Origin of the sequence: Paenibacillus xylanexedens (assembly GCF_001908275.1) — a bacterium.
In the GTDB taxonomy this organism is placed as follows: Bacteria; Bacillota; Bacilli; order Paenibacillales; family Paenibacillaceae; genus Paenibacillus; species Paenibacillus xylanexedens_A.
This window is the reverse complement of the sequence record NZ_CP018620.1, coordinates 5,799,713-5,812,994: the sequence shown is the minus strand read 5'-3', so window position 1 is coordinate 5,812,994 and position 13,282 is coordinate 5,799,713. Positions and strand designations below refer to the sequence as shown.

Annotated in this window: 12 protein-coding genes; 7 read left to right on the top strand and 5 right to left on the bottom strand. The window is 43.2% G+C overall.

Annotated elements, in window-relative coordinates; genetic code table 11:
- The 3 genes from BS614_RS25410 to BS614_RS32260 all read left to right on the top strand — a co-directional run bounded on the left by BS614_RS25410 (position 1) and on the right by BS614_RS32260 (position 2,994).
- Positions 1-1,248 (top strand): MFS transporter, encoded by a 1,248-nt coding sequence (locus BS614_RS25410; RefSeq protein ID WP_074095975.1) that lies wholly within the window; start codon positions 1-3, stop codon positions 1,246-1,248.
- Between the two features lie 400 nt (positions 1,249-1,648).
- Positions 1,649-2,596, top strand: coding sequence for an alpha/beta hydrolase (locus tag BS614_RS25405; protein ID WP_074095974.1), 948 nt, complete (start codon positions 1,649-1,651; stop codon positions 2,594-2,596).
- Positions 2,597-2,694: 98 nt separating this feature from the next.
- A complete protein-coding gene (locus BS614_RS32260; protein ID WP_244898193.1) occupies positions 2,695-2,994 on the top strand; it encodes a hypothetical protein in 300 nt (99 codons plus the stop codon).
- A 295-nt stretch (positions 2,995-3,289) separates the two neighbouring features.
- Here the strand turns inward: BS614_RS32260 and BS614_RS25395 are convergent, their stop codons facing one another.
- Complete coding sequence (locus tag BS614_RS25395) at positions 3,290-3,643, bottom strand: hypothetical protein (RefSeq protein WP_074095973.1); 354 nt, start codon at positions 3,641-3,643, stop codon at positions 3,290-3,292.
- A 684-nt stretch (positions 3,644-4,327) separates the two neighbouring features.
- Positions 4,328-4,636 (bottom strand): hypothetical protein, encoded by a 309-nt coding sequence (locus BS614_RS25385; protein WP_074095971.1) that lies wholly within the window; start codon positions 4,634-4,636, stop codon positions 4,328-4,330.
- A 410-nt stretch (positions 4,637-5,046) separates the two neighbouring features.
- Here BS614_RS25385 and BS614_RS25380 point away from each other — a divergent pair, with 410 nt between their 5' ends.
- The 3 genes from BS614_RS25380 (at position 5,047) to BS614_RS25365 (ending at position 8,663) form a co-directional block, all read left to right on the top strand.
- Entirely contained in the window at positions 5,047-5,229 is a 183-nt protein-coding gene (locus tag BS614_RS25380; RefSeq protein WP_074095970.1) for a hypothetical protein, read from the top strand.
- A 512-nt stretch (positions 5,230-5,741) separates the two neighbouring features.
- A complete protein-coding gene (gene sigK, locus BS614_RS25375; RefSeq protein ID WP_017687130.1) occupies positions 5,742-6,440 on the top strand; it encodes an RNA polymerase sporulation sigma factor SigK in 699 nt (232 codons plus the stop codon).
- Between the two features lie 861 nt (positions 6,441-7,301).
- Positions 7,302-8,663, top strand: coding sequence for an amino acid permease (locus BS614_RS25365; RefSeq protein ID WP_074095968.1), 1,362 nt, complete (start codon positions 7,302-7,304; stop codon positions 8,661-8,663).
- A gap of 55 nt (positions 8,664-8,718) precedes the next feature.
- Here BS614_RS25365 and BS614_RS25360 read toward each other — a convergent pair whose 3' ends face one another.
- A complete protein-coding gene (locus BS614_RS25360) occupies positions 8,719-9,903 on the bottom strand; it encodes a serine hydrolase domain-containing protein (protein ID WP_074095967.1) in 1,185 nt (394 codons plus the stop codon).
- A gap of 170 nt (positions 9,904-10,073) precedes the next feature.
- On the opposite strand from BS614_RS25360, the gene BS614_RS25355 reads away from it, so the two are divergent.
- Positions 10,074-10,526 (top strand): Lrp/AsnC family transcriptional regulator, encoded by a 453-nt coding sequence (locus BS614_RS25355; protein ID WP_074095966.1) that lies wholly within the window; start codon positions 10,074-10,076, stop codon positions 10,524-10,526.
- Positions 10,527-10,637: 111 nt separating this feature from the next.
- On the opposite strand, the gene BS614_RS25350 is transcribed toward BS614_RS25355, so the two are convergent.
- Positions 10,638-11,837 (bottom strand): MFS transporter, encoded by a 1,200-nt coding sequence (locus BS614_RS25350; protein ID WP_074095965.1) that lies wholly within the window; start codon positions 11,835-11,837, stop codon positions 10,638-10,640.
- Between the two features lie 221 nt (positions 11,838-12,058).
- On the bottom strand, positions 12,059-13,123 hold the full coding sequence (locus BS614_RS25345; protein ID WP_074095964.1) for an ABC transporter substrate-binding protein: 1,065 nt from the start codon (positions 13,121-13,123) through the stop codon (positions 12,059-12,061).
- Between the last annotated feature and the right edge of the window lie 159 nt (positions 13,124-13,282).

Below are 13,282 nucleotides of genomic sequence, written 5' to 3'. Positions count from 1 at the left end.
ATGAGCACGACTGGACACACAATACAACCACAGGTTTCACCGTCAGGTAAACGAGGGGCGTTTCCATTATCCCTGTTATGCCTGACGATAGGAGCTTTTGCGATTGGTATGACCGAGTTTATTATTATGGGCTTACTGCCCAATGTGGCAACAGACCTGAATGTAAGCATTCCACAGGCTGGACAACTCATTACGGGATATGCGCTTGGTGTAGCGGTAGGTGCGCCGATTTTGACCGTATTTACACACAAGATTCCACAGAAAAAACTGCTGGTGCTGCTGATGTGCATTTTCATTATCGGTAACGCATTGTCTGTCATTGCTCCCACCAATGGGTTGTTAATCTCGGCACGGATATTAACGGCATTTGCCCATGGTACCTTCCTCGGTGTAGGTTCAATCATGGCGACGCGGCTTGTTGCGCCCGAGAGAAGGGCAGGAGCGGTATCGGTTGTTCTCGCGGGGCTAACGATTGCGAACATCATTGGCGTTCCATTTGGTACATTTATCGGGCAACAGCTTGGGTGGAGATCATCCTTCGGAGCCATTACAATTCTGGGCATTATCTCATTAATGGGGATTATTCGTTTTATTCCGGTTATTGCGCAAGGACCGCCTGCAAACCTCGGTCAGCAATTCCGAAATCTGGTACGTCCACAAGTGTTGCTGGTTCTGCTTATTGGGGCGTTGGGGTGCGGAAGTTTGTTTACAGTCTTCACCTATATTACGCCGATGCTTGTAGATATTAGCGGCTTTGCGGAGCAAAGTGTGACCTGGATTCTGGTGTTGTTTGGCTTCGGTGTAACCTTGGGAAATTTGGTTGGCGGCCGTCTGGCAGACTGGAAGCTTATGCCTTCGTTAATCGTCAACTTTGGTATCCTTGCTGTTCTTCTGGCAGTGCTCACGCTGACGCTGGAGAATCCGTATCTGGCAGTGCTCACGATATTTTTCTGGGGGGTTGCCGCTTTTGGTATTATGCCGGGACTTCAGATTCGGATTATGAATATGACTCGTGAAGCACCGCTGCTTGCGACAACCTCAAGTCATTCGGCATTTAACCTGGGAAATGCCGCTGGTGCCTATATGGGTGGGTATGCAATTACGCATACGGGACTTATCTCAGTGCCTTTGTATGCCGCAGTAATTGCTGCACTGGGTTTGCTGGGCTTGTTCATCAGTCTGTTCATGGGGCGTAAACATCATGGGCCAGAGGTTGCCCAGGTTGCAGAGGCAGCGTCGGCAAGTTGAAAATGAAATCGTTTGCCTCAATTCTTCCATTGAAACGGAGAATTGAGGCTTTTTTATATCATGATGAGATCCGGAGCAGGGGAGCGAATAGACGGTCTGGTGGTGTGAAGAAGTATACTTTTCAAACTATAAGATATAGTTATTTAAGTTTTTTGATGATGTACAGGTCTTGTAAGGTGATATAATAAAGATGTAATTGGAATTGATTGTAAATTATGGATCGCGGATGTTTACTTCCGTATTGGGAAAGGTGAAGGATAGCGGTCCGTATTCATGCGTGGAAAGGAGGAACTTCGTTTTGAAATGTAAGGGCTTTCAATTGGGGTTTATGTGTATCTGAAAGACCTGTTATGAGGTTCGTACACGGTTTAAAATCATATTCCAAAGGAGATTGATATTAATGAAAAAACGTCTGTCCAAAATTCTGAGTCTCTCCATCACAGCAGCACTCCTTGTACCAACGATGGCGTCTGCAGCCGATATGCAGGAAACTGCGGCTCCAACCCCCATTCAGGCGGTTGTAGATCAGGGAGCGACCGGCACCATGGATAATACCGGGCAAAATGCTCTTGCTAATACTCCGGTAGTGCCGGCACCACCGGGTTTTGATGGCTATCGAAACAATATTCCGCACGGAAATACCAATCTGATATCCTATTACTCCACAACGGTAGGCAATACACGGAAAGCGACGGTGTATACACCGCCAGGATATTCTCCGAATAAAAAGTATAACGTCCTGTATCTCCTGCACGGCATCGGCGGAGATGAGTATGAGTGGGTTAATGCAATGAAACCAAAGAACATTCTGGACAACCTGTATTCTGAAGGTAAGCTGTCCCAGATGATCGTTGTTATGCCAAATGGCCGTGCCATGAAGGACGATCGTCCAGTCGGTGACATTTTTGCTCCGGACAAAGTAGCTGCGTTTGAACGGTTTGAGCAAGACCTGATCAAGGATCTGATTCCTCATATCGAGGCCAATTATCCGGTGTACAAAGACAAGAATAGTCGTGCGCTAGCCGGACTGTCCATGGGTGGTGGGCAGTCGCTTAACTTCGGATTGAAAAATCTGAATACCTTCGCTTGGGTAGGGGCCTTCTCGGCTGCACCGAATACGCAATCTGTATCGCAGCTGGTTTCCAACCCGGGACAAGTCGCTAGCCAACTCAAATTGCTCTGGATCTCCTGTGGATCGAGTGATGGTCTGTTATGGGTCAGCCAGAATTTCAAAAACGGCTTGAGCAGCATGAACATTCCGCATACCTTTTATCTGGATGTAGGTGGACACGAACCATCTGTCTGGAACAGCGGCCTGTATCAGTTCTCACAACGAATCTTCAAGTGATTAACCGGTATTCCTAGGGATTCTCAGATATTTAATGGGATTCATATTGGATATGCCGCAGCCTCAGTTCTGTTTCGTACAGAGCTGGGGTTTTTGTTGTGAATCAAGTCATCGGAAAGGAGCATATGGGTATTTTTAATTTTGGGGATGGGGTTAATGAGAGTATAAGTAATGGTTTAATTTATTACATAGGTAGTTTTATGAAGGAGAGGAATATGATGTTTTATTACAAAGGTGCGTTCCGTGAAACGGACAATGTGATCTATTTTAAAAGCGATGTTTCGTTAGCCCAGAATGATGTTGTCCTATTTGGTGAAAAGAAGTATTTTATCGAAAGTGTGGAAAAAGAATTTCTCCTGCTTCAGCGGGTGGGCTCCATTGTTTCCGTGAGTCTGTGAAATCTTCGCAAGATCTTATGAAAATTTATTTAGTGTGAGATGGCCCTAGGGTGTCGTTTTTTTAAGTTTTCTTGAAAATAGACATTTAGATTGAAGAAGGATAGAGATGAAAAATAAATTTATTCGCGAAAACAACAAGTCTTATTTATGTAACCAAAAGAGTAGATAAAAGTATACTCCCAAAAGAAGTATAATCAGATGTGACTTAAGGAATCTAACACCACTTATAATGGTGTACTGGGATCTATCCACTTGACAATAGCACTGATGAAATAAAAAAAAGCCCAGTGAGGGCTTAGTTCATTAAAAACATCGTAAGTATTGTACCTATTATTAATAGAAGCATAAGAACCAATGGGATTGCGCTTATAGTAATTGCCGCAATAGCCAACCCTCTTCCCGATGTTGAGCGTCTAGCACTCATGCCAAGAAAAAAACTAGTTGCGTTAATTAATAAAACCAATGCCATTGTGATCATTATTCCGGTTCCATTTGTATTGTAGCTCGCATTATTGGCTTCCATTGCCATATGGAATAAAGCTAGGGAGGCTAATCCAATAAAACTAAATATAAAGGATACTACTGCTCTGCCAAGTCTGTCTACTTTCTTGATTTCCTTTTTCGCTTTCTGTTGTGATACGGTTCCCATGGCAACCTCCTGAGTCTTATGTACTGATTCGTAGTTAAAAAGTAGCGCTTCATTATGTTAGCACGTTTACATCTTTAATGGAATAAATTCCTTTTATCACATCTTAATAAATTTGATAATTCATTAAGAAAGGAGAATGGCAATATTAAAAGGTTGGATATGCGCTGATGTAGAGGATAGAGATGAACTTGGGCAATTTGGAATTAAGTTGGTACAGTACAACTACGAAGATGGTGACTTTACAGAATGTATGGTGAGCGAAGAGGCGTTTTCTTTACTTGAACCTCAGTGGGGAAAGTACATATGGGGACTCCATTAGATAAGTACAGAAAGAAGCTGATCGGTTGAACAAAATTGTAGTCCGATAGTATTACTATAGCTGCTCAGATGGTTGTTGTGGTGAATGGGGAACAGAGTTAATTGTTAAGGAAAAGTTGGTTGGTACATATACAGATGTTGCATGGATGTTGTAAGGAATTTATTAGAGGCATTAGGTTTGGAATTTGAACTCGAATACATATATGACCAGGATTAGATGAAATCGATCTTTCTTTGAAAAAAGGAGAGTGAACCGAAAACAAGAAGAGTGTGAAGAATGCAAAGAAACACTAAAACACTACGCAAGAGAATAGCGCAGTGCCCTAGTGATATTATGTGATGACAATTATGGGATCAGAAATTTATTCAAATGCTGCTTTTAACGAGGATAACATAATATGTATATACTCCATTACTGTATACTCTAAGTTTGGCTTGTCCCGGCTTGATTCCTCTAATAGTCGTTGGGTATGTCACAGCTATCACATTCTGTATATTATCAACCATGGAGATTGTGCCGCTAAAATTATAGATTTCACCGACGCGCAAGACTAAACTTTCGTCAGCAAATGGAGATACAGAGTTTGTATCAACAGGTGCAGCACTAGCACTCACACTTCCAAGTAACATAGATACCCCTAACAGAGCACATATTGTCAAAGATTTGAATTTCATAATTTAATTCCTCCTTAAATTTGGTATAATTTAAAATTAACATATTATGGAATGTTCCTCTTGAGGATTAGGGCTCATTTTAAAATTGAATTTCTTGCATAATCTAAGGGATTATGTCGTTTTGTATCTTTAGAGGGGAAGGAGAGGGATAGTATTTAATATAGATATTAGTTTAAAAAATGGAAGCATTCTGCGTAATTGCTCAATTTTCGAGGAAGTAGTAGAAGAGCTCAGAGTAAAAATGGTTCATATCGCAGACAAAGAGAAGATTGAGCAATAGTTTTCAAAAATGCCTCAAGGGCAATGAGCACCGATTTTATATATTTTCAGAATGAAGACATGAACGGAAAAGTAAATGTGATGAATGTAGAAGGGTATAGCTAAAATAATGAAAGAGGCAGATATTATGAATGGTGCATTTGCAATATTATGTAATGAAGGCTGAATTGAGAAAAAAGAGAGCAGAAGTGAAGCAACTAGAGGATACCGAAGACAGTTCAGTTGCTAGAACTATCACAAAGGTAAAGCATCAGATTTATGACTTGAATTATGTAATCGAAATTTTAGAGGAATATAAAGATCAAGACTGGTAAATTTAACTTTCTTGGGAAAGGTGATTTAGATATTGAATGACAAATGCATTAAATGTGATGGAGGAATTTATGAGTCAGAAATTTTAAGTAGATGTTCGAGATGCAGAAAAGTAACAACGAAAGAGATTTCTGGAGAAGAATATTTTAAGGATAAGCAAGGGAGAGATGTAAACTGACTTACACAGCAGAGAAAGAGAAACAGTATTTACTTCAAATGATGAAACTAAACTTTGGGACGTATTCATCTTTCAACAAACTGTAATTACAAAACTACGCAAAGCAGGAGCAGAACCATACAAGGTTGATTCCGATAGGATTGAGAGGGAATTGAAAACAATGGAGTGGATATGCTACACACTCCATTTACATAAAATAATATTTTTTAAAGCTTTATAGCCCGTACCTATTTCCCCGTACATGCACTTCTGGGCCTCTGCCTACATACAATAGATCGACCCTGTTCCCACATGTGCTCAGGCCAGATCGTTGTAAAACTGCAGGAGGTGTCATCTGTGCCCGGATTGTTTACCGCAATTGCTCTATTCATTAAAGAGTTAACGTTACTCGTCTCGTATGTCAAAAATAATGCGTTCCCCCAGCCACTGGCTGAGGGTGATGAAGCCAAACATTTGCGCCTTATGGCTGAAGGCAATGCCCACTCTCGCAATCTGCTCATTGAACACAATCTGCGCCTCGTCGCGCATATCGTCAAGAAGTTCGACAATACGGGTGAAGATCAGGAAGACCTGATTTCCATCGGAACCATTGGTTTGATCAAAGCGATCGAAAGTTTTCAACAAGGCAAAGGCACGAAGCTTGCCACATTTGCGGCGAGATGTATTGAAAACGAGATACTTATGCATCTGCGTTCCCTGAAGAAAACACGCAAAGACGTATCCCTGCACGACCCTATCGGTACGGACAAAGAAGGCAATGAAATTACATTAATCGACATCCTTGGCACAGAAGCTGATGATGTTGTAGATCGGGTACAGCTCAAGATTGAAAAAAGCAAAATTTATCGCAATCTAGATATCCTGGATGACCGGGAGAAGGAAGTTGTAATCGGTCGATTTGGCCTGGAAGCAGGCGGGGAGGAACGAACTCAACGCGAAATTGCGAAGGAACTGGGCATCTCACGTTCTTATGTATCACGGATTGAGAAGCGAGCGTTAATGAAGCTGTACCACGAGTTTTATAAGCAAAAGTAGTTGTTGGATAGATAGCGCTTTTCGTTAAAAAGATGGTGCTTTCTGAACCTTCCGCATTTGTAGGGAGATGCATTAAGATCGAAAATTTGATACACTGCGCTCTCTGAAAATGGCACGGACAAAGAGGGCAATGAAATTACACTAATTGATATCCTCAAAACAGATTGGAAAAGAAAAAGGAATAGATTAACAGACCAGAGGGCGCCTTTATCGGGAGCCCTTTTTACTGTGAAGATACTTAAATTGGATCTAAATAGTATTGATTATTTGGAATTATAACCTAAATAAAGGAATTTTAATCCCTGTTGAAGAATATCTTGTACACAGACTAATTTAATATTTAAGGAGTAAATCATAATGAAGCAGCTTTTTCGGAAAACTCCACTGTGGTTTTTGTTAATCTGGATCGTAGGATTTATGATGATCGTTTTCAACTCGTTTCAATCGTATTCGAGTGTTATTAACTTTATTGCGTTATTGATGATTAGTGTTGCTAATGCTATTCGAATTTGGCGAACCGAACGTTCATTAGCGATTACCTTTTTAGTCGTTGCCGCTCTATGCTTGGCTTATATTTTAATATACTTCTATAGATATGTATAATCAGCATGACATGGCATGAGGATAACAAAGGAATGTACATAGGCTGATGATAGTATGGATCTAATGCAACTCAAGATTATAAAAGCCAAGGGCATGAAATACGAGCGTATCAATAGGTCACCTCTTACAAAGGTGGCCTCTTTGCTGTGCAAAAAAATATATAAGGTAGGGATATGTATTCTGGGCAGATTATTATATGATGAGTAATAATATTTTGCATCGTAGAGAGCATTTGCAGAAAGAGAGTGGTGGTTGATCATGCAGCAAGAAACGTTAACAAGGGGATTAAAGAACAGGCATGTGCAGTTGATGGCGATCGGAGGTGCGATCGGTACAGGTCTGTTTCTTGGAGCAGGCAAAACGATCCAACTGACAGGGCCGTCCATCTTGCTGGCCTACATTATTACGGGTGTTGTGTTGTTCCTGATCATGCGTGCATTGGGGGAGCTGCTGTTAAGCAACTTGCAGTATCATTCCTTTGTCGATTTTGTGCGTGATTACCTGGGCAATATGGCGGCATTTATTACAGGCTGGACCTATTGGTTCTGCTGGATCTCCATTGCCATGGCTGATATTACGGCCGTTGGATTGTATACACAGTTTTGGTTTCCAAATGTACCTCAATGGATGCCAGGGTTAATTGCGTTAGTCCTTTTGCTAATCATGAACTTGGCAACGGTCAAGTTGTTTGGGGAAATGGAATTCTGGTTTGCACTGATTAAAGTCGTGGCTATTCTGGCACTCATTATTGTTGGTTTATATATGATATTCAAAGGTTTTACTACGGATCAGGGTCCAGCAAGCTTCACCAATCTGTGGAGTCATGGGGGATGGTTCCCGAATGGACTGCATGGATTCATCATATCGTTCCAGATGGTGGTGTTCGCCTTTGTAGGCATGGAACTGGTGGGACTCACAGCAGGGGAAACGGAGAACCCGGAGAAGGTTATTCCAAGAGCAATTAACCAGATTCCGATCCGGATACTGCTCTTCTATGTTGGCGCACTGCTGATTATTATGAGTATTTACCCGTGGAACGCCATTGTGCCTACTGAAAGTCCGTTTGTACAAGTGTTTGCCGCTGTGGGTATTGCGGCTGCTGCAGGCATTGTGAACTTCGTGGTACTGACGTCCGCAGCGTCAGCGTGTAACAGTGCCATTTTCAGTACAAGCCGTATGGTGTTCTCCATGGCAAAGGATCACAACGCACCCGAGTCGTTTGCACGACTGAATAACAGGAAGGTTCCTTCCAACGCGCTGTTTTTCTCCACGATTGTTATTCTGATCGCGATTGTGCTGAACTATATCATGCCAGAGGGCGTATTTACGCTGATCACGAGCGTGTCGACCGTGTGTTTCATCTTTGTATGGGGCATCATGGTGATCTGTCATTTGAAATACCGCCGTACTCAGCCGGAACTGGCGAGTCGCAGCCGCTTCAAACTTCCACTATATCCGTTTTCGAACTATTTAATTTTGGCTTTTCTGGCATTTGTGCTGGTGGTATTGGCATTGGCCGAAGATACGCGTGTGGCACTGTTTGTCACGCCAGTGTGGTTTATTCTTGTTGCGGGGATCTACCTTCTCAAAAAGAAAAATTTGAGTAATAACAGACAGTAGTCTTACCATCGTTGCCAAATAAAGCCGCCCAATGATCTTGGGCGGTTATTCGTATTTATATCCTTGCAGCCTCTTTGCCTTCACGAATGCCTGCGTAGATTGCACCACAGATATCGGTGGTATACTGGCCCGACATCCCTTCAAGTGCCGTGTTGGTGAATGCTGCAACACTAAGTTCTTCTTTTGGATCAACAAACCAGGAATGACCGTAAGTTCCACCCATCCGCCACGTACCCGGGGATTCCGGTGTACCGGCTGCGACAGGATCTTTAAGTACGGTAAAACCAAGGCCAAACCCTCTGCCTGGCCAGTATGGCATCACGAGATCACCGATTTGATTGGTAGACATCTCAGCCGCAACGGCTTCTGTAAGGAGAGGCTGTCCTCCTTGTCGCAAGGCTTCAAGTAAAGTAAGAAAATCTCCGGTACTTCCAACCATACCCGCTCCGCCCGATAAGTAAGCAGAAGTACGATTCGCACGATTGGGTGACAGTCGGAAGCCAGCAGTACCCTCAATAAAAGGAATCTGCTCCAACTCCTGATGAAGGAGACGCGGTTCTTCAGAACCGTTAGCGTATGCGGCTGTTAATCGATCCAAATCCACCGCAACAAAGTCAGTGTCGGTCATGTGGAGTGGATGAGTAACCAGCGTTTGAACAGCTTCTCGTAGTGACATCCCAGTTACCTTTTTGATAACGGCACCAAGTACATCTGTCGCAATGGAATATCTCCACATGTTGCCTGGCTCATACAAAAGAGTAGCAGAGGCCAGTCTCTGCAGATTCTCCTCCAGACTAATTTCAGACCAATCCATTCCGTCCGATACTCCTGCAAGCTCATAGGTTCCCTGATCTTCTTGGAAGAAACGGTATGTTAAGCCTGCGGTGTGCGTCATCAACTGATGTACTGATATTAAAGCGTCCTGACCATTGGCAAGTTTGGGCCGGAATGCAGGAAGCCAGCGTGTCACCGGATCATGCAGACTCAGCTTTCCTTGTGAGATTAATGCCAGAGCTGCTGTCGAGACAATAGGTTTGGTTACGGAAGCAAGTCGAAACAGAGCGTTTTCCGACATGGTACGTTTTTGCTCCCTGTCTGCGAAACCAGCAGCCCGGCTATATACCAGTTCCCCTCCTAATGCAACCTGTATAACTGTTCCTACGATTCTTTTTTCGCTTAGAGCGCGGTCAATGGCTTCATCCACATAATTATGCAATGCCGTCATGTCTTCTTTTCTCATGCTTATCTTCCTCTCACCAACTGATGTATTTGATTTCTCGTGATAACTGTGTTTATTATATAAATGATTGATCTTGTATTACATGGTTTGTTAAAGGCATTATAACGAATTAGCGAATATACTTAAGGTAATTTCTGAATATATCTTATGTATTTAAAGGGGTGGATTACATGGACGAAATAGATCAGCATATTCTGTATCACTTGGAGAATCAGGCGAGATTATCCATGACCGAACTAGGCAAACTGGTGGGGTTATCTCAGCCCGCCGTTACTGAACGTGTCAAACGAATGGAAGAAAAGGGAATCATCGAGGAATATCGAACCGTTATCTCCCCTTCCAAATTGGGCAAGCAGAGCACGGCCTATGTTCTTTTTCGTACGCGGGATTGTTATCCTTTCCTGGATTTCTGTCGTGCGTCACCTGAAGTTGTGGAATGTTATCGGATAAGCGGGGAGTACAATTACTTGCTGAAAATTCTCACAGACACCATTCAGAGACTCGAAGAGTTTGAGAACAAGTGTGATCCGTACGGTACTTACATGACTTTAATCACCATGTCTTCTCCAATTGCGCATAAGAATCTCGTAGAAGGACCAAATCTGTTGGCGCAGGCAGAATAAGATTACAGTCTATAAAACTTTGAAATGTAATGCAAAAGAGGAGTCCACATCAAGTGAACTCCTCTTTTGTCTTACGTTTAACTCATGCAAAATGCCTTCCTGTTATTTTACTTACTTGGGAAATCCATATTTATAAGCACGCATAGCTACAAGCAACGCAGGAATGAGCAAGATAAACAGCACCCCAGAAAGGTATCCTGCTCCAAATACTTCAAGAAGGATGCCCCCGATGATGCCTCCTCCGCCAATCGCCAGATTCCATGCTGTAACCAGCATCGATTGGGCGACATCTGTGCTTTTGCCTCCGGCTTGAGCGATGGCAGTCTGTAACAGTGTCGCAGCCCCGCCAAACGTAAGTCCCCAGATCATGACGCCAAGGATAATAATCACAGGTTGATGAGTAGCGATTCCCATCACGACAGAGGCCAGAGCGAATGAAGCCAAGCTAATGATAACCAATCTCCTCAAAAATCGGTCAATGAGCATTCCGGTTAACCATATTCCAACAATGGAAGTAATACCGAAAATGAGCAAAATCAAGTCGACTCTGTTAGCAAATACGGTCTGGGCAAGGTAGGGAGAAATATAGGTATATAGGATGTTATGGGCAAGCATCCAGGCCAGAACAACAAACAGAATAGGCCTAACTCCCGGAATTAAAAACACCTTATGCAGCGGAAGACGTTCACCAGCTGGCTCTCCGGCAAAATCCGGCATTTTCCAGAGTACCCATACGATTAAAGCTACGGTCAGAAGAGATACCATCCCGAAGATGAGGCGCCAGCCGACATAAGAACTGAGAAAACTACCGATTGGAACACCCAGGGCTAATGCTACCGGTGTGCCGACCATAGCCACGGCCATGGCTTTACCTTTTAACGAATCCGGGACCATTCGACGAGCATAACCAGCTGTCATGCCCCATAACACACCCGCAGAGACTCCAGCCATGAAACGAGCAGCAAGTGTCAGGATATAATCCGAAGATAAGGCGGTAACGGTGTTAAAGACAAGAAAACCACTAATGCATACTAACAGTAGAGGTCGGCGTCTCCATCCGCGTGTAGCAGCAGTCAAGGGAATGGCAGCAACAAGTGATCCAATGGCATAAAGAGTCACCAACTGTCCTGTGAGGGCTTCTGTGATCCCCAAGTCTTTTGCAATTTGTGGCAGCAGTCCCGCAGGCAAGCTTTCAGTGAGGATGCAAATAAATCCCGCCATGGCTAATGCAAGAAGCCCAGCCCACGGAAGGCGTTTTGAAGATATGGAAGGCAGCTCCCTTTGTTTTGGGAGGGGTGTTTTAATGGCCATGAATAAAAAACCTCTTTTCTTATCGTTTAATCTTATCCAGAACTATGCATATAAGCTTATCTGAAAAAATCAAACTTTTGCATACAGGATTAAAGGTAAGAAGGAGGTTTTAACATGATATTTAATTTAATTTGTAAGTTTATCCGTTAATTTAATATGTTCTAAAGTGAACTGAAAAATGAGCAGTGAGAATGTCTTCTCCTGCTCATTGGCTCAAGTCATTACTTGATTGGATTAGCTTTCATTTCCTGTCCCATTTTCTCAACACCATCCAGAATTTGATATCCATAACCCCAGAACTGGCTAAAATCTGTGACATAGATCTGTTTGTTTTTGATTGCGTTCATACTTTGCAGGGCAGGATTGGCATATAGATTCTGAATAAGCTTGTCGATATCCGGTGAACCGGCATACGCGGACAAGAGCAGGTAGTCCGGGTTCGCTGTGATCAGTTGCTCAACACTTACCTCACCTTGCACACCATCAAACGTATTTTTCAGCTTCAACAGGCCAAGTGCATCAAGCTGATACGTATCGTTCTGCATGCTGCTTACTGTAATGGTGTCTTCTGTAGCGGGTACGATATAAGCAAAAGTATGATCAGGCTGATCGGCTACACTTGCCTTAATGGCTGCAACACGAGTCTTCAGACTTTCCGTGAAAGTTGCGGCATTTTCTTGAACATCGAAGATCTGCCCAAGTTGTGAAATATCGCTATACAGGCTATCAAGTGAGCCTTTGTGATTTGTCGTTTGCAGGAACGTACGGATATTCATGTCATTCAATCCATCGACGGTACCCACGCCCCAGTCTGCATCAGCGAACAGGTCGCCCCGTCCGAGTACCAGATCCGGGCTTGCACCCACAACCAGCTCTTTACCTACATAATCCTTGGACAATACCGGAATTTGGGCGAAATCATCAGCCACATCCGGTGTAACGGAACCGTATAGAGCAGCAACACCGACCATTTTATCGGTCAGACCTAATTTGATGAGCATCTCAGCCGCAGACTGGGTATTCGCAACAACACGTTCAGGTGCTTTATCGAATACTTGCACTTTGGGTTTCCACTCGCCGCCCTCACCCGAGATCGTGAAATTCTCAATGGTGAGTGGGTACGTCGTTTTATTTGTATTCTCAGCAGGAGCTGAAGTTTCTGTCGTGTTAGTAGTTGAAGTTGTTTCTTCGGCAGGGGAAGAAGTTGAAGCGTTCGAACAGGCTGCAAGCAGCAGTAACAGGAGACTTAGAGCAGCGATGCCAATGGTTCTGGATGTGAATTTCATTAAATGATGAACCCCTTTTCTATGTGTTTTAAATTGACAAAGATAATCATTCTCAATTATAATCCGAGAAAACACATTGTAAATAGCTAAATTTAATCTGTTCTACATTTTACGCGAATTGATGGGGGAAGAGATGGCACAGACGGTTCAGGTTCAGAC

What these genes read in the sequence shown, in the direction of transcription:
- BS614_RS25355 (WP_074095966.1), top strand. Translation starts at nt 10,074, where the DNA reads ATGGACGAAATAGATCAGCATATTCTGTATCACTTGGAGAATCAGGCG.
- BS614_RS25345 (WP_074095964.1), bottom strand. Translation starts at nt 13,123, where the DNA reads ATGAAATTCACATCCAGAACCATTGGCATCGCTGCTCTAAGTCTCCTG.
- BS614_RS25405 (WP_074095974.1), top strand. Translation starts at nt 1,649, where the DNA reads ATGAAAAAACGTCTGTCCAAAATTCTGAGTCTCTCCATCACAGCAGCA.
- BS614_RS25395 (WP_074095973.1), bottom strand. Translation starts at nt 3,643, where the DNA reads ATGGGAACCGTATCACAACAGAAAGCGAAAAAGGAAATCAAGAAAGTA.
- BS614_RS25360 (WP_074095967.1), bottom strand. Translation starts at nt 9,903, where the DNA reads ATGAGAAAAGAAGACATGACGGCATTGCATAATTATGTGGATGAAGCC.
- BS614_RS25365 (WP_074095968.1), top strand. Translation starts at nt 7,302, where the DNA reads ATGCAGCAAGAAACGTTAACAAGGGGATTAAAGAACAGGCATGTGCAG.
- BS614_RS25350 (WP_074095965.1), bottom strand. Translation starts at nt 11,837, where the DNA reads ATGGCCATTAAAACACCCCTCCCAAAACAAAGGGAGCTGCCTTCCATA.
- BS614_RS25410 (WP_074095975.1), top strand. Translation starts at nt 1, where the DNA reads ATGAGCACGACTGGACACACAATACAACCACAGGTTTCACCGTCAGGT.
- BS614_RS25385 (WP_074095971.1), bottom strand. Translation starts at nt 4,636, where the DNA reads ATGAAATTCAAATCTTTGACAATATGTGCTCTGTTAGGGGTATCTATG.
- BS614_RS25380 (WP_074095970.1), top strand. Translation starts at nt 5,047, where the DNA reads ATGGTGCATTTGCAATATTATGTAATGAAGGCTGAATTGAGAAAAAAG.